At 48.3% G+C, this 22,875-nt stretch carries 21 protein-coding genes; 6 read left to right on the plus strand and 15 right to left on the minus strand.

Translation table 11 applies throughout. The features are described 5' to 3' along the window. From JIG40_RS16905 to JIG40_RS16935, 7 genes are read right to left on the minus strand one after another with little or no spacing between them, the layout of a single operon-like run. Window positions 1-1,224 (minus strand): pilus assembly protein TadG-related protein, encoded by a 1,224-nt coding sequence (locus tag JIG40_RS16905; RefSeq protein ID WP_158151466.1) that lies wholly within the window; start codon window positions 1,222-1,224, stop codon window positions 1-3. A gap of 11 nt (window positions 1,225-1,235) precedes the next feature. Next, entirely contained in the window at window positions 1,236-1,511 is a 276-nt protein-coding gene (locus JIG40_RS16910; protein WP_154184716.1) for a hypothetical protein, read from the minus strand. Between the two features lie 10 nt (window positions 1,512-1,521). Beyond that, a complete protein-coding gene (locus JIG40_RS16915; RefSeq protein WP_047457811.1) occupies window positions 1,522-2,976 on the minus strand; it encodes a type II and III secretion system protein family protein in 1,455 nt (484 codons plus the stop codon). 8 nt (window positions 2,977-2,984) lie between these two features. Continuing rightward, window positions 2,985-3,731, minus strand: coding sequence for a Flp pilus assembly protein CpaB (gene cpaB / locus JIG40_RS16920; protein ID WP_154184717.1), 747 nt, complete (start codon window positions 3,729-3,731; stop codon window positions 2,985-2,987). Next, entirely contained in the window at window positions 3,728-5,077 is a 1,350-nt protein-coding gene (locus JIG40_RS16925) for an AAA family ATPase (RefSeq protein ID WP_199465694.1), read from the minus strand. Before JIG40_RS16925 ends, cpaB begins: the two co-directional genes overlap by 4 nt. A 25-nt stretch (window positions 5,078-5,102) precedes the next feature. Beyond that, the gene (locus tag JIG40_RS16930) at window positions 5,103-5,633 is read right to left on the minus strand and encodes an A24 family peptidase (RefSeq protein ID WP_081987339.1); all 531 of its coding nucleotides are present in this window, start codon (window positions 5,631-5,633) and stop codon (window positions 5,103-5,105) included. Window positions 5,634-5,663: 30 nt separating this feature from the next. Continuing rightward, a complete protein-coding gene (locus tag JIG40_RS16935; RefSeq protein WP_104966092.1) occupies window positions 5,664-5,828 on the minus strand; it encodes a fimbrial protein in 165 nt (54 codons plus the stop codon). Between the two features lie 467 nt (window positions 5,829-6,295). Between JIG40_RS16935 and JIG40_RS16940 the strand changes: the two genes are divergently transcribed. Both JIG40_RS16940 and JIG40_RS16945 read left to right on the plus strand, forming a co-directional pair. Next, a complete protein-coding gene (locus JIG40_RS16940) occupies window positions 6,296-7,033 on the plus strand; it encodes an AraC family transcriptional regulator (RefSeq protein ID WP_038128384.1) in 738 nt (245 codons plus the stop codon). Between the two features lie 115 nt (window positions 7,034-7,148). Next, the gene (locus JIG40_RS16945) at window positions 7,149-8,834 is read left to right on the plus strand and encodes an AMP-binding protein (RefSeq protein ID WP_199465695.1); all 1,686 of its coding nucleotides are present in this window, start codon (window positions 7,149-7,151) and stop codon (window positions 8,832-8,834) included. A gap of 36 nt (window positions 8,835-8,870) precedes the next feature. Here the strand turns inward: JIG40_RS16945 and JIG40_RS16950 are convergent, their stop codons facing one another. Next, entirely contained in the window at window positions 8,871-9,062 is a 192-nt protein-coding gene (locus tag JIG40_RS16950; protein WP_154184720.1) for a hypothetical protein, read from the minus strand. A 99-nt stretch (window positions 9,063-9,161) separates the two neighbouring features. Between JIG40_RS16950 and JIG40_RS16955 the strand changes: the two genes are divergently transcribed. Then, entirely contained in the window at window positions 9,162-10,067 is a 906-nt protein-coding gene (locus JIG40_RS16955) for a LysR substrate-binding domain-containing protein (RefSeq protein WP_199465696.1), read from the plus strand. Here the strand turns inward: JIG40_RS16955 and JIG40_RS16960 are convergent. After that, window positions 10,064-10,189, minus strand: a complete 126-nt coding sequence (locus JIG40_RS16960) for a DUF1127 domain-containing protein (protein ID WP_020330551.1) — start codon at window positions 10,187-10,189, stop codon at window positions 10,064-10,066. The genes JIG40_RS16955 and JIG40_RS16960 overlap by 4 nt on opposite strands. Window positions 10,190-10,368: 179 nt before the next feature. Between JIG40_RS16960 and JIG40_RS16965 the strand changes: the two genes are divergently transcribed. Continuing rightward, window positions 10,369-11,301 carry a LysR substrate-binding domain-containing protein gene (locus tag JIG40_RS16965; protein ID WP_199465697.1) on the plus strand — a complete coding sequence of 311 codons (933 nt, stop codon included), beginning with the start codon at window positions 10,369-10,371 and terminating at the stop codon, window positions 11,299-11,301. Window positions 11,302-11,406: 105 nt separating this feature from the next. Here the strand turns inward: JIG40_RS16965 and fusA are convergent, their stop codons facing one another. Beyond that, window positions 11,407-13,494: an elongation factor G gene (gene fusA / locus JIG40_RS16970; RefSeq protein ID WP_154184723.1), complete on the minus strand. Its 2,088-nt coding sequence runs from the start codon at window positions 13,492-13,494 to the stop codon at window positions 11,407-11,409. 191 nt (window positions 13,495-13,685) lie between these two features. Beyond that, window positions 13,686-15,065 (minus strand): DNA repair protein RadA, encoded by a 1,380-nt coding sequence (radA, locus tag JIG40_RS16975; protein WP_020330548.1) that lies wholly within the window; start codon window positions 15,063-15,065, stop codon window positions 13,686-13,688. Between the two features lie 132 nt (window positions 15,066-15,197). Here radA and JIG40_RS16980 point away from each other — a divergent pair, with 132 nt between their 5' ends. Continuing rightward, on the plus strand, window positions 15,198-17,546 hold the full coding sequence (locus JIG40_RS16980; protein WP_199465698.1) for a PilZ domain-containing protein: 2,349 nt from the start codon (window positions 15,198-15,200) through the stop codon (window positions 17,544-17,546). A gap of 44 nt (window positions 17,547-17,590) precedes the next feature. Here the strand turns inward: JIG40_RS16980 and serB are convergent, their stop codons facing one another. Next, the gene (gene serB / locus JIG40_RS16985; RefSeq protein WP_020429789.1) at window positions 17,591-18,571 is read right to left on the minus strand and encodes a phosphoserine phosphatase; all 981 of its coding nucleotides are present in this window, start codon (window positions 18,569-18,571) and stop codon (window positions 17,591-17,593) included. 103 nt (window positions 18,572-18,674) lie between these two features. On the opposite strand from serB, the gene JIG40_RS16990 reads away from it, so the two are divergent. Next, window positions 18,675-19,280: a YtjB family periplasmic protein gene (locus JIG40_RS16990; protein ID WP_024373282.1), complete on the plus strand. Its 606-nt coding sequence runs from the start codon at window positions 18,675-18,677 to the stop codon at window positions 19,278-19,280. Window positions 19,281-19,348: 68 nt separating this feature from the next. On the opposite strand, the gene deoD is transcribed toward JIG40_RS16990, so the two are convergent. From deoD to deoA, 3 genes are all read right to left on the minus strand, one after another. Further along, window positions 19,349-20,074, minus strand: a complete 726-nt coding sequence (deoD, locus tag JIG40_RS16995) for a purine-nucleoside phosphorylase (protein ID WP_199465699.1) — start codon at window positions 20,072-20,074, stop codon at window positions 19,349-19,351. Window positions 20,075-20,219: 145 nt separating this feature from the next. Next, window positions 20,220-21,440, minus strand: coding sequence for a phosphopentomutase (deoB, locus tag JIG40_RS17000; RefSeq protein ID WP_199465700.1), 1,221 nt, complete (start codon window positions 21,438-21,440; stop codon window positions 20,220-20,222). Between the two features lie 19 nt (window positions 21,441-21,459). Further along, window positions 21,460-22,788 carry a thymidine phosphorylase gene (deoA, locus tag JIG40_RS17005; protein ID WP_199465701.1) on the minus strand — a complete coding sequence of 443 codons (1,329 nt, stop codon included), beginning with the start codon at window positions 22,786-22,788 and terminating at the stop codon, window positions 21,460-21,462. Window positions 22,789-22,875 lie beyond the last annotated feature (87 nt).

Consider the following 22,875-nt stretch of genomic DNA (forward strand, 5'->3'; position numbering starts at 1 on the left):
TCACGATTCCTCACTATTCGGGTCCTTGTAGAGGACGATTCGATGAGGACCATTTGATGTATTGGTTCCATTATTGCGTGTGTTTTTCACCGTACAATCTTCGATGAATTCACCAAAGATAGAGGTATGCCCGCCATTCGAATTGGGCGCTTTTTGCAGTAAAAAGAAGCACCCTATTGCCGTTACGGAAAAACTATTGGTTCCCCCTGTTGCCCCGCTACAATCCACAATCGGGATAGCAAGAATTCGCCGTTCTGCATCACCATTAGCTTTACAATTTGTCGTATCCCCAGGACACACCCCACCAGCTAGATCGGATTGATAATCATCGTATCCCCATGCTGGTGTGCTGCCTACATCAGAGTCAGTTAACGTAGGAGAGGTTTGTTTAACATATAGGTCTGGCGGATAATCAGTGGCACTGAGACCGCCTCCAGAATAATCACCAAACCGAGTATTCAGCCCTTGCCCGACAGGACCGACAGTGTTGCCCGGTTTAGTATCAACTGTCTCTCCAGCATCCAAATCAACACAACCTTCGTATCCTCCAGCCAATGCATCACGTACGGTACTGGCACCTGAGCCAAAATCAAGCAATTGGAAGTTACCCGAGCCCATGGTGGGATCACTTTGATCAGCAATTTTCAGCGCATAAACTACGCCAGCGTCATACCCATTTGTCCCAGCATCATCCCCTTCACAAACGGCCATGGGAACAATATTACAAGCATTACCACCAGGGCTAGGTCCAGCCACGGCACTGGCCGACAAGCGCTTGGTCACTCCCATCACTTTTGCAAAGAAGAAACTCTCTAAGTCCAACTCATTAACAACCACTCGAACATAGCGATCAGCGTCAGGAGAACTTGAGTATGTTGACGCCGGAAATATGATCGGGTCATTCGAAAACTGAACTTGAATGTTTGCTGTATCAGATACGTCAAACACAAGTTCAGAGTTGCCTGCCGACGTAGACATTTTAGTTAATGTCGCTCGAGCCATTGCATCAGCCTGAGCTTCAGTACCATCTTTGTCCAACACGACAGCGGCAGCTAAAGCGGCTGCATCCACGCTATTTTGCAACTTGGTACGGTTCATCAGTGCGTGGTTGATATCAATAGCAAATGCAGCGACTGCAATCAGTAGCAACAATGCAATGGTAACAATCACAACAACCAGACCTCGCTGCTTACGTATTCCACGAAGTGGGCGTTGTGTTTTCATAACGACCTCGACTAGTTACTGCTGGTAGTACCACTACTAAAACCGTCTATAAACTGGCTCGTAGTGCCGCTCTCCAACGGAACTTCTTTTCCTGTGTAAGTTTTGTATACGCCTTCCATTCTTTCACCCGTACCAACGGGTATATAGCCCAGATTTTCTTGGGTGGCGTTGGGATTGTATGTTTGCTCTGAAGCCAACTGTGCAACGTAGTAGCCCAAACGGGGTTCATTGGCGCATCCGGTCAAGAGCACAACACTTATTAGAAAAATCACTGATGAAATTTTCATAATATTTTCCTTATAAATCATGACCAAATGAGCCTTCAGACCCACCTTTGGTGGTATCTTCCATCGCATCATATTTAGACGACTTGGTACGTTTCACATCTTTGGGTTTAGCAAGATATGCACCTTCGCCTAACAGGTAATATTTCAAGTCCGTAGGCTCAACAAATGCGTCTGTCGGTAAGGTGATTTTTGAGCGATCGATAGGTTTGGCGAGTCTTGGTGTCACCAGAATGACTAACTCGGTTTGGCCTGAAATGTATTCTTGGCTGTTGAAAAGTTGACCTAATACAGGAATATCACCAAGACCTGGCATTTTGTTGGCTGAATCACGAGTGTTCTCACTGAGAAGGCCAGCAATACCTATCGTTTGCCCATCAGCGAGTTCAATAGTGGAAGAAGCGCTGCGTCTTGTCACCGGTGGGATATAGTAGACCGCATTGGTACCAACCGCCGTGTAATTCAGAGCCGAAGAGGACGCCACTTCGCTGACATCGACAGCCAATTTTAGGTTGATTTTTTTGTCACTCAGAATCGTTGGTACAAATTTTAAGCCAACCCCGTACTCTTTATACTCAATGGTAATACCGTTATCGTTGGGTACAGGAATAGGGAATTCTCCCCCGGCCAGAAACTCTGCATTGGCACCACTTAACGCGGTTAAATTTGGCTCAGCCAGCACTTTAGCGACCCCGTTTTCTTTCGCGATATCTAAAGCAATGGAAAACAATGTATTACCATCCATAAAGGTTGACAGAAAACCCGTACTATCGATGCCTAAATCATTGAACACTGGTGTCACACCACTTATCCCACCGCCAGCGGATGTTCCGCCAATGGAAAAGTTACCGTTAGATTGCAGGAAATTAAAATTGGCACCAAAACGTCGGACTAAGCTGCGTTGCACTTCAGCCACTGTGACTTCAAGCATAACTTGCTGAGCACCACCGATGGTCATCAGGTTGACGACCCCCGTTGTACTTGCGTCCTCATTGCGAGAGCCTGTTGCTTTGTCGACGGCTTGTGCTGGCGCATAAGTCTCGGCCAATCGCAGGGCTAAGTTCATTTTCTCTTGTGAACTCACCAACCCACTCAGAATCAAGCGATTTTGCGAGCTCTGCACTTTGATACCTTCGTCCGGCATGTATTCGTAGAGCTTCGCTTTCAGGCTGTTTACATCGTGAATAACTTCAATATTAATCGATTCAATCAGTCTGCCTTGTCTGTCCCAGGCCATTAAGTTTGTCGAACCCAGCTTATTACCGATCAGAAATAGCTCATCTGATTTCAGCATAACAATATCTAACACTTGCGGATCACCAAGAGAGACTCGGCTGGCACTGCGTTGCAGTTTTACAAACGTAGACTTATGATGCGGCACCGTTATCGTTTCACCCGATTGGCTTGCAGAAACAGTCCAAACACTACATGCAAAGAATAATGCCAATGTTGTAATTATCGTTCTCATAACACACCTCAATTCTTCACACGAATGTTGGATGAATCGGTTCCTTTAATAATAGTCACACTTGGCGGTGGCACATATTTAACAACCTTTTCTTCCACTGCATGGGGATTACGCAGAACAAGTTGAATGTCTCCTTTACTTTTGGCACTCAACAGTTTTTCAGCTTCTCTAGGAGAAACTTCTAACGTTACAGCCCGCACAATAATCGGCTTATTTTCTTGAGTCTTGGCCGTCTGGTCGACAGCAAGAACACGGATGTCTTTTAAGATAGTGGTCGTATTGGCTGAGGTTTTGCTGTACTGAACCGTGCTTAAAACGTCAACTTTATTGCCGGGTAACAAAAAACCAGCCACACCAATAACATCGTTAACACGAATAGTAACCGCACGCTTATCTTCCGGAATCAGAGCAGCGAGGGTAGCCCCTTCTCCCGGTGTAGTTAGGCGCTGAGCAACAATAATTTCGTTGGTGTACATGTCCGAACCGGCTATTTTCCCAACAACACCTTCTGTACTCGAAAATTGGTTATCCTCTACCCAAGATTTTTCCAATAAACGAGTCGCTAAATGTTGCTCTTCAATGACTGTGCCTACCGGAATTTCACGAGAAGCCACAACCACAGGAACACGCTCCACGACTTCAACTTCAGTTTGAGGTTGAACTTGTCTATCCATCCATTGTTTCGCAAAGAAGACCGCTCCAAGACCAAATACAATAGATAACAGAAATAACAAAATCACTTGACTGCGACTCATCGAGCACCTCCTCCTTTGCCATCTGCTGTGAAGTAAACTTCCCACGCTCGCTCCATAATGACCGGAGTAATAAGGGGTTCGCTTTCTTCAAACGCTATGATGTCTCGACTGATTCCAATTAAGTCTTTCGGCAAGCAGGGATAAAAACCCACAGCATGTTGTCTGTGTAGGCTATGTAACACTTCGAAAGACGATGCATGGATCTGTAAATTTCGATTAGAAGCCATTTCTTCCCACAATGCGTGGTATTCAGATTGCTCCAGAGGATGAAACTGAACTTTGTAACCTAGCCGACGCAAAAATGCAGGGTCACTGATTTTTTCGGGATCTAAGTTCGTCGAAAAAGCCAGCGTCAATATGAAAGGAATAGTAATTTGTTGGCCATTTGGCAAAGACAAGTAGTCATAAAAATATTCCATGGGGACGATCCAACGGTTGAGCAAGGTTGCTACTGGCATTGGTTGCCGTCCCAGGTCATCAATAATGAAAATGCCATTGTTGGCCATCATTTGTAGTGGCGCCATCCAGACTCTGTTGTGTTCAGTGTGATTCACTTCCAACATATCCATGGTCAGTTCGCCGCCCACTTGAATACTGGGGCGTTCGCACAGAACCCAACGGCGATCATACTGATCTTTATACGATACCGATTGAGTCTGACCATTTGAGTCAACGGCACGATGGTGCTGTCTTGAGTACACCTTGATGATGTTACCCATGGCATACACGGAATAAGGTACGAACACAGATGTGTTCAAAGAATTGAGGATTCTTGTCGCAACGAACGTCTTACCCGTCCCTGCATCTCCATAAAGGAGCAAAGCTCTGCCAGAGTTAATAGCGGGACCAAGTACAGACACTAATCGTTCTGCACCATAGACATCCTTCAATGCAAACTCGACGTCAGGACGCGTAATAATTTTAGATCGAACGTCCTGAGCCTGGACCATCGCATTGTAGTCCTCAAGAGAGACAGGGGCTGGCCCCAAGTACGCATCTTTGGCAAATGCCGCATCAGCTTCTCGCATACCTGTTTCAGACAAGCCGTAACGGACATGCCCTGTAGAAGGGCTTAAATAAGAAGCCTGTTCTGCTTGAAAGACTTCTACCAGCGACTTTTGCCTCAGTGTTGCGATAATGTCTTCAATCATGTGGCTGTTAATTGCCATATGCCGAGTAAGCTGTAGAACATCCGATTTGGGGTAAGCGGCTAAATGCTTCAGCAGCAGATTTTCCAATACTGCTCTCGGGACTTTGAGATCTTCAAAAGATGTAGGAACCTTCGGCGCAGAAGCTTGAGGCGTCAGGGCGGATCGGTGAAGATCTTGGGATACCACTGTTGCCATAATGACTCCTTGTCATAGTAGCGCTTTAGAAAGAGCTCTGGGCATATTGTGCTAATGCAACACCGACAACGATGACAGGCGCCAATGGCATAACAAGATCATTACCCTTAGGACGTTTCAAACTTTTTCGACTTAGCTTTGTGTATAGCGGTCCAGACAAGTGAACTTTACTCACAATGTCTCCCGCACTGAGAGCTGATTTGTACTGAAGTAAATAATTCAGTACTCCGTACATGACACCGATAAAGACAGCACTGAGACCGATATATAAAAACGTATCAGCCAAATGACCGAAGCCGGTTAAGAATCCAACGACAGCCAACAACTTAACATCACCTGGTGCCATCCAACCCGCCAAATTGCATAGCAACGCGAGGAAAAACACCATCACCATTGCTCCAACTTGACCTGCGAATAAGCCATAAGACTCATTCACTAAGACGGTTTGAATCGTCCCCGCTAAAATCAGCAGAGCAAGCAGATAGTTGGGTATACGATGCTGTCTCGCATCATATACACCAACTACAAACAACATAGTCCAAACTATAAGGCTCATATGTAATTTTTATCTGTAATGATTGATTGTCTACGAGAAGATGGCATCCAGCTCAGATTGCAGGGTAGAGCCCCAACCCGAGAACACGACAGCCAACGCTGCAACCAAAAGACCCGCACCGACTACATACTCAACAACAGACAGGCCTTCTTCATCTTGCCAAAAGTCTTTAACGAACTTAGTGAACTTATTCATTTTCTGGTCTCCTTCCTGAATGGTTCCCTTTGAATCTAGATAGTTCTATCAATAGCTGTTAGGACTTTTTTGTCTTCTTTTGGTACTTTTTTATTCAAGATCTCATGTAAAAGTTTGCTTAACCATCACTGAAAGTAATGAGTTGACCCCGTTTATTTGGCACTAACCGTTGCGACACTTGAACTGAATGATTTGGCAGATAGGAGATCGTGACCTGAAACGCACATTTTTCTGCAAAGAATTTATCTCTCCGGGTATTTTTGCGAGCGATTTAATTCTCAATTGTGAAACTTAATTCACAGATTACATCCCTTTTTGTTGGGCTGTATGTTGAATAGCAAAGAAGCCTATCAATCGGACCTCATACTTAGGTAAGTCGACTTGCACTTTGCTGCCATGATTCTAGGCTTAACTACAAAACCCCTTATTCCAAAGGGTTAACGATAAGAACGATGCGAGCGCAAACTATGGCAGGAAAACTGGAAGGACACTGGTTGGGAAGCCCGGTAAACTTTTTACCTAAGCGAGTTCAGGATGTTTGCCGACACCATTTTGAGCTGGTGGAACACGGAAGCGACGTTTCAATCCTTAGTGAACCCAACATTCACTATGCATTGTTTTTCTATCAGAAGCCTCGCTGTCAGGAGTTACTCATGACAGCAATAAAGATGTGTGCCAATTTACATAAGTATCTGATTATTATTCACGATGGAAGCTACGAGAACTCTATCGGCCATCATGAGTCGATATTCGGGATTATGGATATTTCCGTTGATGACCCTTCAATTACCCTGATTGGATTATGTCAAAAGCTGCATATGAGTTTTGACAAACATATTTTTTCGCCCAAGTTGCAAGAAAGTCCTATTTCATCCGCAAGTATGAGCAAAGAAATGGTCGATATTCTGCGCTATATCGAACTCAACATTACCAAGGAAATTCGTGAAGAAGACATCGCAGCGTATTGCCACTACTCCGTTTCCTACTTCTCCAAATTATTCCACAAAGTCATCGGGATTAGTTTTCGTGATTACATTTGCAACAAGCGGATTGCCATGGCGAAAAGGCTATTGGTCGATGAGCGAAATGCCAAAATCGCCTTTATTGCCTACCAGTGTGGTTATCATGATGTTTCCTATTTTTCTCGAATTTTCAAAAAGAAAACGGGTATTAGCCCGGGAGTTTTCCGCCAGATCCACTCTTAATAAATTCTGTAACTGCGTGTGAGCAAAGCTTCCCCAGAGCAAAACAAACTGCTATATTTAACAACCAATTAACATAAAAATAACAACAGTTTTGCCAATAACATGGAGTTAGAGAATGATTCAGCCTAACGAGTTAAGCAAACCGACCAGTGCTCTCCCACCACCCAATGAGATGATTTTGAAATGGGCCAGGGAACGCCCTGATGAGGTTTATCTCAAGCAAATTATCAACCGACAATTCGTTGAATTTACTTATGCCGACGTTGCGGATCAAGCACTTCGTCTTGTCTCAGCACTGCGCGATCTGGGTGCAAAACCGGGCGATAAGATTGCTTTAATATCAAAAAACTGCGCCGAGTGGTTTATCTGCGATCTTGCGTTCATGCTGGGTGACTTCGTCAGTGTTCCCATCTTCCCCACAGCAGGGGCCGATACGATCGAATACTGTATTTCTCACAGTGAAAGTAAAATCTTGATCGCAGGTAAGCTTGATGATGCAAAAGCAACATCGCAAGTACTTACAGAAATACCCGATCTTATCACTGTCTCCCTGCCATACGATTCAGCACCAACGTGTCAGCATCGTTATCAGGATCTTATCGCGCACTATCCGCCAAGTGAAAGTCGTCCACAACACTACGATGACAAGTTGATGTCGCTGGTGTACACCTCGGGAACCTCGGGATTACCGAAAGGAGCGATGCTGACCTACGGCGCGTTCAGTTGGTCGGTTCAGCAATTGATTCGACACATCGGCATTCAGGAAAATGACCGTCTGTTCTCCTATTTGCCTTTAGCGCACATTACCGAACGAGTTTACATCTTTGGCAGCTCAATTCAGGGTGGCGTTCCGACGGCGTTTCCGGAATCACTCGATACCTTTATTGAAGATGTCAAAATGCAGCGCCCGACGTTGTTCATCTCAGTGCCGAGACTCTGGACCCTGTTCCAGCAACGTATTCAGGATAAGTTGCCGCAACGAAAACTTGATATCCTGCTTAAGATACCGTTCGTCAATACATTGATTAAACGCAAACTGGCTGATGGCCTTGGCCTCGATAAAGCGCGAGTGCTGGGTTGTGGCTCAGCACCGGTGTCCCCAGCACTGCTTTCCTGGTATCACAGTGTTGGTTTAAACATTACCGAAGCCTGGGGAATGACCGAGTCATTTGCTTACAGCACGATCAACTACCCATTCCGCGCCGATAAAATCGGAACGGTCGGGCAAGCCGGGCCGGGGATCAACCTTAAGATTGCCTCTGACGGAGAGATCATGGTTCAGGGCAAAGGCTTATTTTCCGGTTACTACAAAAATGATATTGCCACCCAAGAATCCTTTGATCGCGAAGGCTGGTTGCACACCGGAGACATTGGCTCGTTGGATGCTGAAGGCTATCTGACTATCCAAGGGCGTAAAAAGGATACCTTCAAAACAGCGAAAGGTAAGTTCGTTTCCCCCGTACCGATCGAGAAAAAGTTGTTTGAGTACAGTCGGGTAGAGATGATGTGCCTGATTGGTCTTGGGCTCCCCGCTCCTATTCTATTGGTCGTCCCTCATGATTTTCCTAACTTTGACCGGGCACGTTATGAACGCACAACTCGCAAAGTGATTGATAAAATGAACAACGAGTTGGAATCTCATGAACAAATTAAGGGCGTACTCATGATCAAAGAGCCATGGAGTATCGACAACGGTATTCTGACACCGACGCTTAAAATTAAGCGTCACGTGTTGGAACAAAAATACCATGAAGTCGGACAAAATTGGCCCAAAGGTCAGCTTGTCGTCTGGGAAGAATAATTGGAAAGGAGCCTGAGGGCTCCTTTTTCATTTTCACTATAAGTAACGCTGATAATCACGAGCGTTGTCACCGACTTCTTCTAACCCTATGTCTCGTCTAAGATGGGCATTTTCTGGTTCTGGTAATACTCGTCGGAGTTCCTTCTCCATGCCCAAAATCTGCCGAATCGCGTTATTTATCTTTCTAATAACAGAATATTGCTGCTTAACTTGAATAACCTTTTCCATACATATCTTCCTGTACCCACCACCGCATAGCCCGTATTATGAAAAGGACGCTGACGCGATACGAACGATCATTTAACACACCAACTATAAGCAGAGATTATGGACAGTCGCCTCAAACACCTTGCTGGCTTACGCTATTTTGAAGTCGCAGCACGCCTTCGAAGCTACAGCGCTGCCGCTACAGAGCTGTTTATTTCTCAAGCCGCCGTGAGTCAGAAAATCCGTCAACTGGAAGAAGGCCTGAGTTGCAAACTTTTCGTCCGACAGGGCCGAGAAATGCAACTGACCAAACAAGGTGAAACGCTCTACCAACAAGTCAGCAGTGGCTTTGAGAAAATCATCACTGGTCTTAATCAAATTCAAAGCGAACCGGTTGAAGGCGTACTGTGTGTGCGTACTCCACCTTCATTTGCTTCACGCTGGCTGATGCCAAGATTGTGGAAGTTCACGATGGAGCATCCGTATATTCCGATCCGCCTCATTACCGACTGCGATACACCCAATATTCGCCACACTTCGATTGATGTGGCGATATGGCAAGGGGATGAAGAGGTCAATGATCCTGGCTTGCACCAAGAGATGTTGTTTGAAGAGCCCGTCTATCCCTTTTGTTCACCTGAGCTGGCTAACTCAATGAAATTCTCCGAGCCGGAACAACTGCTGAACTGCTGGCTGATCCACTTCGACTCACAGAGTTTTTCCTGGTCTCAATGGTTCAGACAAGCGTCCGTCGTCATGGCCAAAGATACCGTTCAATGGATGGAAGTGAGTACCTTCGACATGGCTCTGAATGCCGTGATTGCAGGTCATGGAGCCTGTTTGGCGACCGACAGTCTGGCTGATGATTTTGTTGCCCGTGGCCTGTTAGTCAAACCGTTCTCTGTCGGATTAACACCCGGTGTGCGCTACAGCTTGATCAGCGATCCTTCTTCATCCCGCGCAGCCCGTATTGAAGCATTCAATGACTGGCTGCGACGGGAGCTGAGACAGCAAGCACCGCTTTAACGCCAGAAGCTTTTGTTAACTTCTGCCTCAATCTGCTCACGCTCAAGACCCAGGTCTTTCCACAGATGCGGCGGCAAGTCACGCAGCTGACGACGAGTGCGGTAGTTTTGTCGCCATTGCATTAACTGACTCAAGAAAGTATTAACTGAATAACTTGGTAATTGGTGCTGAGTATATGATTTTTCGATTTGAGTAACGTTCATAAGTCCCCCTTGAACCCTGATTTGTTATGACTAATAATCGTCATTAATCGTTATCCCGACAAACGATAGATCTTGCCATTCAGTTAAGGAAAACTAATGTGAGTGAACGTATCCCGCCTTTTCAAGGGCTGTTTTATTTTTATACAGCCGCCGAAACAGGCAGTTTCAAAGTCGCAGCGGAAAAGCTGTTTGTGACACCAGCGGCCATCAGCCAACAAATTCGCCTATTAGAAGAGTGGCTTGGGGCTGAACTGTTTGTTCGCCAACACCGAAAAATTCATCTGACCCATGAAGGCAGTGTGCTGTATCAACAGGCTCAGAAAGGCTTTGCTCACCTGCAGGAAGGTATTCGCTTGATCAACCAAGATCCTTCGCCGCATCAATTGTCGATTTCAACTCTGCCCTCTTTCGCTCAGCATTGGTTAGTGCCGCGCATCGGCGATTTTCGAACCCAACATCCCGAAATCTCACTATTAATTGAACCTACCAGCGATCTGGTGAATTTTCAGGACTCCAGTGTGGATGTCTGCATCCGCTATGGCCGCGGCGACTACAAGAACGTCCATTCCGAGTGGCTGATGGATGAAGTGCTCTACCCAGTCTGTCACCCGATTTATCAGCAGCAACACAATATATATCAATTGGATGATCTGGTGCGCGCTGATCTCATCGAGGATATATGGCCGGATATGGATTGGGGATTATGGTTGCGTAACTTGGGCTATCACAGTAGTAAGTCGACTCTGCAGTACAACGGTTCTCAATTTGTGCTGGAAGGCGCACTGGCCGTTCAGGGGGTAGCTTTGGTGAAACACGCGACAGCATGCCGATACATTGAAGAAGGTAAGCTGGTTCAGGTGGGAAACGTCGCTTTAAAACCGCGTTTTCAATTTTATCTGTGTGCGCCAAGTGGTTACTTCAAACGTCCAAAGATTCAGGCTTTTCATACCTGGCTGAAAGAAGAAATCGCACAGTTCCAGCAGCGCTATCCTTACATCGGTGAGATTCGGGAAACACAATTCGAACTTTAGACAGTGTCTCTCGTTTGCCGCGTAGAGAGCTTAAAGCTGAGCCAAAGAAAAAGCCCCGTCAGCTTTCACCAACGGGGCTTTGTTGTTAAATGCTTAACTCAAGAATTACTTCTTAGCGTTACGCTCTTTAACTTCAGCAATCACTTTCTCAGCAACGTTTGCTGGACATGGTGAGTATTTTTCGAACTCCATAGAGAACTGACCACGACCTGAAGTCATAGTACGTAGAGTACCGATGTAGCCGAACATTTCTGATAGAGGAACGTCTGCTTTAATACGAACACCAGTTGCACCAGCTTGTTGGTCTTTGATCATACCACGACGACGGTTCAGGTCACCGATTACGTCACCAACGTGATCTTCTGGAGTGAACACGTCAACTTTCATGATAGGTTCTAGAAGCTGAGCGCCTGCTTTTGGCATTGATTGACGGAATGCGCCTTTCGCTGCGATTTCAAATGCGATTGCAGATGAGTCAACTGCGTGGAAGCCACCGTCGAACAGTTCAACTTCAACGTCAAGCGTTGGGAAGCCTGCAAGAACACCGTGAGCCATCATGCCCTCAAAACCTTTCTCAACTGCTGGCCAGAATTCCTTAGGAACGTTACCACCAACTACAGTTGATTTGAAAGTGAAGCCTGAGTTTGGCTCACCTGGTTTGATACGGTAGTCGATCTTACCGAACTGACCTGAACCACCAGACTGTTTCTTGTGCGTGTAGCTGTCTTCGATTGCTTTAGTGATAGTTTCACGGTAAGCAACCTGAGGAGCACCTACTTCCAGTTCAACACCGTAAGTACGTTTCAGGATGTCCACTTTGATGTCCAGGTGAAGTTCGCCCATACCTTTAAGGATGGTTTCGCCTGAATCTTCGTCAGTTTCAACTTGGAACGATGGATCTTCTGCAACCATTTTACCGATCGCGATACCCATTTTCTCAGTTGAACCTTTGTCTTTAGGAGCAACAGCGATAGAGATTACTGGCTCTGGGAAGATCATTGGTTCAAGAGTACATTCGTGTTTTGGATCACACAGAGTGTGACCAGTTTGAACGTTCTTCATGCCAACAACTGCGATGATGTCACCAGCTTGCGCTTCAGTGATCTCAGTACGGTCGTTCGCTTGCATCTCAACCATACGGCCGATACGTTCAGTTTTGCCAGTCGCAGCGTTAAGGATGGTGTCACCCTTCTTCATGCGGCCAGAGTAGATACGGATGAACGTCAGAGCACCGAAGCGGTCATCCATGATCTTGAATGCTAGCGCTTTCAGTGGCAGCTCTGGATCAACGATCGCTTTTTCACCAGTTGGTTCACCAGTTTGTGGATCAGTCAGATCTTGAGGTTCAACTTCAGTTGGAGCTGGTAGGTAATCTACTACCGCGTCAAGAACAAGTTGCATACCTTTGTTTTTGAACGCAGAACCACAGAATGTTGGGAAGAACGCTAGATCGCGAGTACCTTTACGGATACATGCTTTGATTTGCTCAACAGTTGGTTCTTCACCTTCCATGTAAGCCATCATCAGCTCGTCGTCTTGCTCTACAGCAGATTCGATCAGAAGCTCACGGTACTCTTCTACTTGATCAACCATGTCCGCAGGAACTTCTTTGATTTCGTAGTTTTCTGGAAGACCTGAATCATCCCATACGTAAGCTTGACGGTTTAGTACGTCAACAACACCGATGAAGTCATCTTCACGACCGATCGGAAGAGTCATAACCAGTGGGTTAGCTGCCAGTACGTTCTTCACTTGTTCAACAACGTTGAAGAAGTCTGCACCCATACGGTCCAGTTTGTTTACGAAGATGATACGTGCAACTTCTGATTCGTTCGCGTAACGCCAGTTAGTTTCTGACTGAGGTTCAACACCGCCAGAACCACAGAATACACCGATACCGCCATCAAGAACTTTCAGTGAACGGTATACTTCTACTGTAAAGTCAACGTGTCCAGGAGTATCGATAACGTTTAGTCGGTGTTTTTTCCACTCACAAGTTACCGCAGCTGATTGGATAGTAATACCGCGCTCTGCTTCCTGCTCCATGAAGTCTGTAGTAGATTCACCATCGTGAACCTCACCAGTTTTATGGATTTTACCAGTAAGCTTAAGAATACGCTCAGTGGTAGTGGTTTTACCCGCGTCAACGTGCGCGAAAATACCAATGTTTCTGTATTTCGATAAATCTGCCATTGTCTTACTCTGTTAATAAGGTATAAAGTGCGCGCAGAGTATATCACAATCCGTCAAGACTGATACCCCTGCGTACACTTGCTGAAAAAAAATAGTTTACGTCCGCCTACTGCTGATGAAATATAGGCGATCCGGCACTAAGACGCGAGTCGATGAGCGAAATATTTAGCGAGCGTTTTGAATTCGCTTCCTCACAGTTCATCAAAAGCGGAGATAGCTTCAGACAGCTTGCGAACGCCGTGAATCTGCATTCCCGGAATGCCACCTTTGGGCATATTCGCAATCGGGACGATGGCTTTTTTAAAGCCATGTTTGAACGCTTCGTTCAATCTTTCTTGTCCACTCGGCACCGGACGGATCTCGCCCGCCAGCCCCACTTCACCAAACACCACCACATCTTTTGGTAGTGGTTTATCACGAAAACTCGAAAGCAGCGCCATCAACAGGGCCAGGTCGGCACTGGTTTCGGTGACTTTGACACCACCGACAACGTTGACGAACACATCCTGATCCGCCATTTGCAAACCGCCATGCTTGTGCAGCACGGCCAGCAGCAGTGACAATCGGTTCTGCTCTAAACCCACTGCAACGCGACGTGGGTTGGCCAGCTGCGAGTAATCCACCAGCGCCTGAATCTCAACTAAGAGTGGACGCGTGCCTTCCCACACCACCATCACCGAGCTGCCGGAGGTTGCTTCTTCACCACGTGACAGGAAAATCGCTGACGGGTTGCTCACCTCGCGCAACCCTTGTCCGGTCATGGCGAATACGCCCAGTTCATTCACTGCACCAAAGCGGTTTTTGTGACTGCGCAGCGTGCGAAAGCGGCTGTCTGAGCCACCATCCAGCAGTACCGAACAGTCGATGATGTGTTCGAGAACTTTCGGGCCAGCCAGTGTGCCATCTTTGGTCACATGACCGACGATAAACACTGCTACGTTATTCTGCTTGGCGTAACGGGTCAGAGCCGTGGCCGCTTCGCGCACCTGAGCCACACTGCCCGGCGAAGATTGCACATCGGCAACGTGCATGACCTGAATCGAGTCAATCACCATAATGCGCGGTTGTTCTTTTTCGGCAATCTGGCAAATACGATCGACGTTGGTTTCCGACAGCATTTTAAGATGCTCTTTCGGTAACCCAAGACGAGACGCGCGCATCGCCACTTGTTGCAGCGATTCTTCGCCCGTGACGTACAGGGTTTTCATTTGCGATGAAAGCAGACACATGGTTTGCAGCAACAGCGTCGATTTACCCGCCCCGGGGTTGCCACCGATCAAAATCGCCGCGCCCGGCACCACGCCGCCACCCAAAACACGGTCGAGTTCTTTGAAGCCACTGGTAAAACGCGGCACTTCCTGCAAATTAATGTCGGACAGGGTTTGTACTACCGCTTCCGTGGCACTGCCCGCGTAGCCACTTAAGCGTTCATTGCGCGCCACTTGTGGCGACGCTGCCAAGCGAACTTCAGAAATGGTATTCCAAGCTCCGCAGGCATTACATTGCCCCTGCCAACGCGGAAAATCCGCGCCACAGTCATTACAGACATACGCACGTTTTGCTTTAACCATGAATCCTCAAAAATCGTCTAAGTTGTGACTACACAGGTTTAATAAAATGTTGAATCACTGCAACATATCGCTAAAGATTTTACATCCAGAGCCGATGTATCATGAATGAGAACCACACTCTAACAGAAAAATATGCAGCAATCTGAAATTCTCTCTTTCGCTGAACAATTAATTCCGGTGTTTAACTCACCCGATTTCGAGCGCCTGCTGAACCAATTAACCAGCAGCCATCCACCGTCAGTCAAACTGTTGGTAAAGATGGAGCTCAACCGTGTGATGGCGCCGTGTAACAAAAGCATCGACCTGCGTGGTCGGGTGCAAGGTGAATGCCGAGAGTATGATCTGGATGGCCGCAAACACTGGCTCGATGATGTGGCCTTTAACGCCTATCACAAAGGGCTGAAGAAATACGGCAGCTACACCGAAGGGGTGTGGGATACACTGTATAACACGCGCAACAACTTCCGGGTCATGCAACAACGCGGTACCCTCAATCAATCAAAACTCACCAGCGCCGACAGTCCGTTTGAAGTTGAGCCGGTGAAATTGGGCTATGACCTCAAGCGTCAGGAAAACCGTTTAAAAATCGCATCGCAGGTCAAAATTCACCTGCGTACTCGCGAACAGGTTGTCCACGGCCTGAGTGTTGATCTGTCAGCCTCTGGCGCCAAGTTCAAAGTACCTTCCGCGTTTGATTACAAACTGGGAGACGTTATCTCGGTGCTGTTCACCGAACTTGAGCAGACCTCAGAGATTGGTGGCCTCAACAAACCTATCGAATACCGTATTCTGGCGATTGAAGAGTCTTACGACAACGATGCCGTGAAGTTTTTACGCACGCTTAAGCTTTCCGAGACCAACGTCGTTGAGCAAGTGATCCTTGAATCACTGCGTAACAACGCGCAAAAAGCCAAACACGATAACCAGGACAAAATCATCCGCGCCCGTACTCGAGGGTACGAACACAGTTATCTCAAACACACCGCCAACCTGCCGGTCTTTTTCAGTGGCAGCGAACTCAAACTGGTGTTGATGACAGAAAACAACCAGCCTATCTGGCAATACTGGCAGGATGAACGCAATCAGCAAGCGTTGGGCAGCCTGTTCAACAACAGCCGCATGGAGATGCTGACCAAACCCGGCATTCGTGGCAGCAACAACGTACTCTATGCCTTCAAGCACGATCACCAAGGCAAAACGCTGTTCTTTTCGATGATGATGCCAGAAGCGACTCGCGAACAACGTAAACTGTTCTGGCACATCGGTGCACGTAAAAACAGCTGGAAAGCGTTTCGCCTGTCGGTATTTGAGCTCTCTGAAGAGGAACGCGTTGAACTGGCGAAACATTCGCAAGAACTGGCCAATCACTCCAGCGAACTCACCCACTGCGGTATTTTGCAGGAAGTGAGTGATGTCAGCTCAGCGAAAGATTACCTGTTGGTGGACAAACCCGCCTTAGCAAGCAGCGAGCTCAACCCTTTCCGCCACCCGCGTAAAGTCGAAGGCATGCCGCTCAACATCTATTTCGATGCACGCACTCGCCGTAAAGAGCCACGTTATAAGTTCCGCACGCCGCTGCAACTTCACCTTAACGACCAAGTTTTGGCTGAGGGCTTTACGGTCGATCTGTCTAAACGCGGCCTGAGTCTGATCCTCAGTAGCCCTGTGGACCTCAAAGCCGGCGATATGGTGAATGTGAACTTCCAGGAACTGAAGCTATATGACAAAAAGCTGCCACTGGATGCGCTGCCTTATAAAGTGATACGCATCAGTCCGGAAGGCCGCCGCCTGCAAATGGTGATTGAAGAGAATACGCAAACCATTAAGAGTATTGCTTTCTTTAACAGCATCATCGAAAACAACCAGGACAAGCTGCTACGTAAAGAAGAGATTCTGCCTAGTCAGTCATTGCTGGAAGGGTTGCACAACATCCTGCTGGACAAAATGGTCAGCACACCGATTTTTGTCGAGAAATCGGGGGCCAACCTGAGACCACGCGTCATCGGCGTCAACTACCCGTTGCCACCCCATCTGGCGCTGCTGGCGAAACTCGGACACGAGAACCGAATTTCACTTGAGCCGATCTTCAAAGGACACACCAACTCTTTACTCGCCACCCCGATGCGGCGCATTGATGGTGCCGAGCCCCAATATAACGAGGTTTACATCGCGGCAATGAAGTTTGGTTCACGCATTCAGTCGATTGAATCAAGGCTGGTGAATGATTTTGCCAACACCAAAGAGCGAATGCAGTTTATTGCTCGTGCGCAGCACATGGGCGAAATTTACGTGCTGCGAGTCAGCGGTGTGCCGGTGTTTGACCCCATCACGATGTTAATGCGCAGCGACCTCAATGAACTGACCCAAATCAGCATGCCACACGCCAAATCGCTGGAGAAAGAACTCAGCGCAATCATCGGCTTTGGTGAAATCATTGATATCACCGAAGAAGTGTTGATTCGTCTGGAACTGACCCAATAAAAAACGAGGCATCACGCCTCGTTTTTTTCATCATTTCGCATCAATTACGGCTGCGCTTTCCAGCTCAGCTTCTGCTGCTTCACCAAACCAGCGGAGAGAATACACAATACGCCGCCCAACGCCGAGAAACGAACCGAGGTTTGCGCTTTCGCTTCGACTTTCGGTTTGGCATGATACGCCACGCCCAATCCCGCGGCGGACATCATCACCAAGTCGTTGGCACCATCGCCGACGGCAACCGTGTTGTGCATTTCGATATCGAACTGCTGCGCCAGTTCAACCAGAATATCGGCTTTGGTTTGCGCCGACACCACATCGCCCAACACCTGCCCCGTCAGTTTGCCATCGACAATTTCCAGCGTGTTGGACTGAGCATGATCCAGTGACAACATCTGTTTGAGATGATCCGAGAAATAGGTAAATCCGCCTGAGGCAATCGCTGTTTTCCAACCAAACGACTGCAATGTGTCAATCAGTTCCGGCAGTTCAGGCATCAATGGCAGTTCACTGCGCACCGCTTCCAGAATTGCAGCATCGGCATCTTTCAGTTTGCCCACTCGCTGGCGCAGGCTCTGTTCGAAATCCAGTTCTCCCTGCATCGCGCGTTCGGTCACTTCCGCCACTTCTTCCCCCACGCCGGCTAACTTAGCAATTTCATCGATACACTCGATTTGAATCGCCGTGGAGTCCATGTCCAATACGATCAGCCCCGGTTTGGACAGATCCGGCACTTCCGAGATGCGGGCGAAATCGAGTTCCAGACCTTTGAGGATGGTTTCATGCTCCGGCGTTAACTCACCCGCCATTAACGCGACGTCGTAATGACCCACTTTCCAGGTTTCCACGATGGTGTTGTACTGGCCAGTGAAAAAATCAATGTCATCAAATTGCTGTGGCGACAGAAACTCGCCAAAAATGATCCAGTTGGCTTTGGATTTATCTAACTGGCTAGCAAAACGGGTTTCTGGCAGACGGTTGAGCAAAGTCGTATGTTTTTTAATAGTTAAGGTTTTCAAAGCGTCCATGTCCACTTTCCTTTGTTGGGATTCCCTGACGTTACCCTATTGCAATTTAAAAACGCAAGTCTCAATATGAGCCCAGTCTTATTTTTCTTTGGGTTAACAGTGTATGGACGGCTCTTTATTTTCCTTCCGTATGGTGATTCGTATCCTGGCAGTCCTCCTGTTGGCGGCGATGTTTTTCACCACCATCAAAAACAGTGTTGTGATCAGTAAAGGCAACGAACGGATTCAGGCCAATCAGTTGGAAACCCTGACTAAAGTGCTGATCACGCAAGCATCGCTCTCTGCGAGCAGCATGATTGCCGATCAGGATCAAGAGCGTTTGTTAGCACTGACTAACCAGTTAGCCCAGGAACGTTTGGTATTTGATGCCACTATTTATGATTCTGAAGGGGTGAAACTGGCCGCCAGCGATTCAGCCCTGAGCGTGCGTGAAGTACTCGGCCTGGACACGCCACTGCAAACCGCCAGTATCGGCCGCCAGCAGTTAGTTGAACCAGTGATGCACGATGGCAGCCTGATTGGCTTTGTACGTATCACCTTTGAAACCGGTAAAGTGACCGCCATTTCCGATCATCACTACCGCAAGAGTGATCGCTACATGTACCTGATGCTGCTGATGAGCTTCATCAGTGGCGTGTTGTTAACGCTGCTATTGCGCCGTAAACCGAAAAATAAAGGTGAAAACCTGTTGTTGAAAAACGCCGGATAACCTGAAGATACGCATAAAAAAACCTCAGCACATGCTGAGGTTTTTACGTTTTATCTTACTGAGAAAAATCAGTAACCTTCTTGGTCACCAATCAGCACTGAATCCAGCGCAATCTCAATCATTTCGTTGAACGTGTTCTGACGCTCTTCTGAAGTAGTTTGCTCACCCGTCTTGATGTGATCTGAAACAGTACAGATAGCCAGTGCTTTTGCACCGTATTCAGCAGCCACACCGTAGATACCCGCAGCTTCCATCTCCACACCCACGATGCCGTATTTATCCATCACTTCGAACATTGATGGATCCGGCGTGTAGAACAATTCAGCCGAGAACAGGTTACCCACTTTAACCTCAATACCGCGAGCTTTGGCTGCTTCTTCCGCCGCTTTCACCATTTTGTAATCCGCAATCGCGGCAAAGTCGTGATCTTTGAAACGGATACGGTTCACTTTAGAGTCGGTACAAGCACCCATGCCAATCACGACATCGCGCACTTTGATGTCTTCATTAACGGCGCCGCAGCTACCAACACGGATGATTTTCTTCACGCCGTAATCTTTTACCAGCTCAGTCACGTAGATTGAGCACGATGGAATACCCATACCGTGGCCCATTACTGACACTTTGCGGCCTTTGTAAGTACCTGTGTAACCGAACATGTTGCGCACGTCGCAGACCTGAACCACATCGTCCAGGAAAGTTTCAGCAATGTATTTCGCGCGCAGCGGGTCACCCGGCATCAGTACTACATCAGCAAAATCGCCCATCTCAGCATTGATATGTGGAGTAGCCATGTGTGTTTTCCTTTATTGCGTTTACCCAGTCTCTGGATAAATTTTAATCGTTGAATTTGGTTTCTGCCCACAGGCAGTCAAATCTTTGCCCGCAGACGTGACAGGCCGATGACGTCGTCATCACGTGTTCGTCTGCGGCGCGCTATCACAGAAAGTTCTTTCCGTAGTCCATTGCTGAGGTACCGAAGTAGCTCGCCAGTGTCTGGCCGATGTCAGCAAAGGTTTCGCGCTGGCCCAGAGAGCCCGGCTTCACTTTCTTACCGTACACAATCACAGGAATGTGCTCACGCGTGTGGTCGGTGCCCGGCCAAGTCGGGTCACAGCCGTGATCGGCGGTCAGGATCAGCAGGTCATCGTCCTGCATCAGTTCCAGCACCTGTGGCAGACGGTTGTCGAAGTATTCCAGCGCCGCCGCATAACCGGCCACATCACGGCGGTGGCCGTAAGCGGAATCGAAATCGACGAAGTTGGTGAACACGATGGTGTTATCACCAGCAGCTGAGATTTGCTCCAGAGTGGCATCAAACAGCGCTGGAATGCCGGTCGCTTTGACTTTTTTGGTGATACCGCAGTTGGCGTAGATGTCAGCAATCTTACCGATCGATACAACCTGACCCTGTTTCTCATCCACCAGCTTTTGCAGCACAGTCGCTGAAGGCGGTTCTACCGACAGGTCACGACGGTTACCGGTACGCTCAAACTGACCTTTACCCGGGCCGATGAACGGACGCGCGATCACACGGCCAATGTTGTAATCTTCCAGCTCTTCACGAGCGATTTGGCACAGCTCCAGCAGACGATCGAGACCAAACGTCTCTTCGTGACACGCAATCTGGAACACCGAGTCTGCCGAGGTGTAGAAAATTGGCTGACCCGTTTTCATGTGCTCTTCACCCAGATCATCCAGCACTTGAGTGCCCGATGCGTGGCAGTTGCCCAGGAATCCGTCCAGGCCAGCGCGCGCCAGAATGCGGTCGGTCAGCGCTTTCGGGAAGCTGTTTTGTTTGTCGCTGAAGTAACCCCATTCAAACAGTACCGGCACACCAGCAATTTCCCAGTGGCCTGATGGCGTGTCTTTACCAGAAGACAGCTCGGCAGCGTGGCCGTAGGCGCCGATGATATCGGCACGTTCATCCAAACCCGGTGCAAAACGCCCCGTGGCTTCTTTATGTGCCATTGCCAGACCCAGTTTGGACAGGTTTGGCAGCGTTAATGGGCCTTTGCGGTTCGCGTTGTCGGCTTCACCGTTAGCACACTGATCCGCGATGTGGCCCAACGTATCTGCACCGACATCACCAAACGCTTCGGCATCTGGTGCCGCGCCAATACCGAAGGAATCTAAAACTAAAATAAATGCTCTTTTCATTGCTCACTCCTAGCCGAAACTACACGTCTTCTTCACGAATCTGACGGTACACTTCCGGAGTTGGTACATACTCTCCGCCCACTTTGATTGCACGTTGTAGTGCGTTGGCAGCGTCTTGCCACTGCGCTTCAGTGCGGGCGTGAATCATTGCTAAAGGTTTATTGCTGTCGGCCACTTCACCCAGACGGATAAACTGATCAAAGCCGACTGCGTAATCGATGCTATCGGTCGCCACACGGCGTCCGCCGCCCATACCGACCACCGCCATGCCAATAGCGCGGGTATCCATTGAGGAAACCACACCGCTTTGCTCGGCGTACACAGGTTTGATGATGTCGGCTTTATCAAGGTAGTTATCGTAGTTTTCCACGAAATCTGCCGGCCCACCAAGACCTGCCACCATCTTGCCAAAACGTTCCGCCGCCTCGCCGTTATCCAGCACGGTTTGCAGTTTGGCACGCGCTTCAGTGGTGTCTTTGGCCAACTTACCCAGCACCAGCATTTCGGCGCACGACGCCATGGTCACTTCAAACAAGCGTGGATTACGGTATTCACCGGTGAGGAAACGCACCGCTTCGCGCACTTCCACGGCATTACCCGCCGATGACGCCAGCACCTGATTCATGTCGGTCAGAATGGCCGTGGTTTTGGTACCGGCACCGTTGGCTACTGCCACGATGGATTTTGCCAGCTCTTCCGATGCTTCGTAGGTTGGCATAAACGCGCCCGAACCCACCTTGACGTCCATTACCAGCGATTCCAGACCTGCCGCCAGCTTCTTCGACAGAATGGACGCGGTAATGAGGGAAATGTTGTCTACCGTTGCGGTGATATCACGAGTCGCGTAGACACGCTTATCCGCGGGAGCCAAATCGCCAGTCTGGCCGATGATGGCCACGCCGGCTTCTTTGGTCACTTTGCCGAACACGTCATTGGTTGGCGTAATGTTGTAGCCCGGAATCGATTCCAGTTTGTCCAGCGTGCCGCCAGTGTGGCCAAGGCCACGGCCAGAGATCATTGGTACGTAACCGCCACACGCTGCCACCATTGGGCCAAGCATCAGTGAGGTTACGTCGCCCACACCACCGGTGGAATGTTTGTCGACGATCGGGCCATCAAAGTTCATGTGGCTCCAGTCGATCACCATGCCGGAATCGCGCATTGCACAGGTCAGCGCAATACGTTCAGGCATGGTCATTTCACGAAAGAATACCGCCATCGCAAACGCTGCGATCTGGCCTTCAGAAACCGTGTTGTTCGCAACCCCCTGAATAAAGAAGTTGATCTCTTCTGCGGTCAGGACTTCGCCATCACGTTTTCTGCGAATAATTTCTTGAGGTAAATACATGAGTGCCTCCCAAGCTCTGAATCAGAGCCATGGTCTATATCGTATAGAGAGAATATAGGTGGCGCAGCGCGCCACCTGAGACGCGAA

This window comes from Vibrio sp. bablab_jr001 (assembly GCF_016464285.1).
GTDB lineage: Bacteria > Pseudomonadota > Gammaproteobacteria > Enterobacterales > Vibrionaceae > Vibrio > Vibrio fluvialis.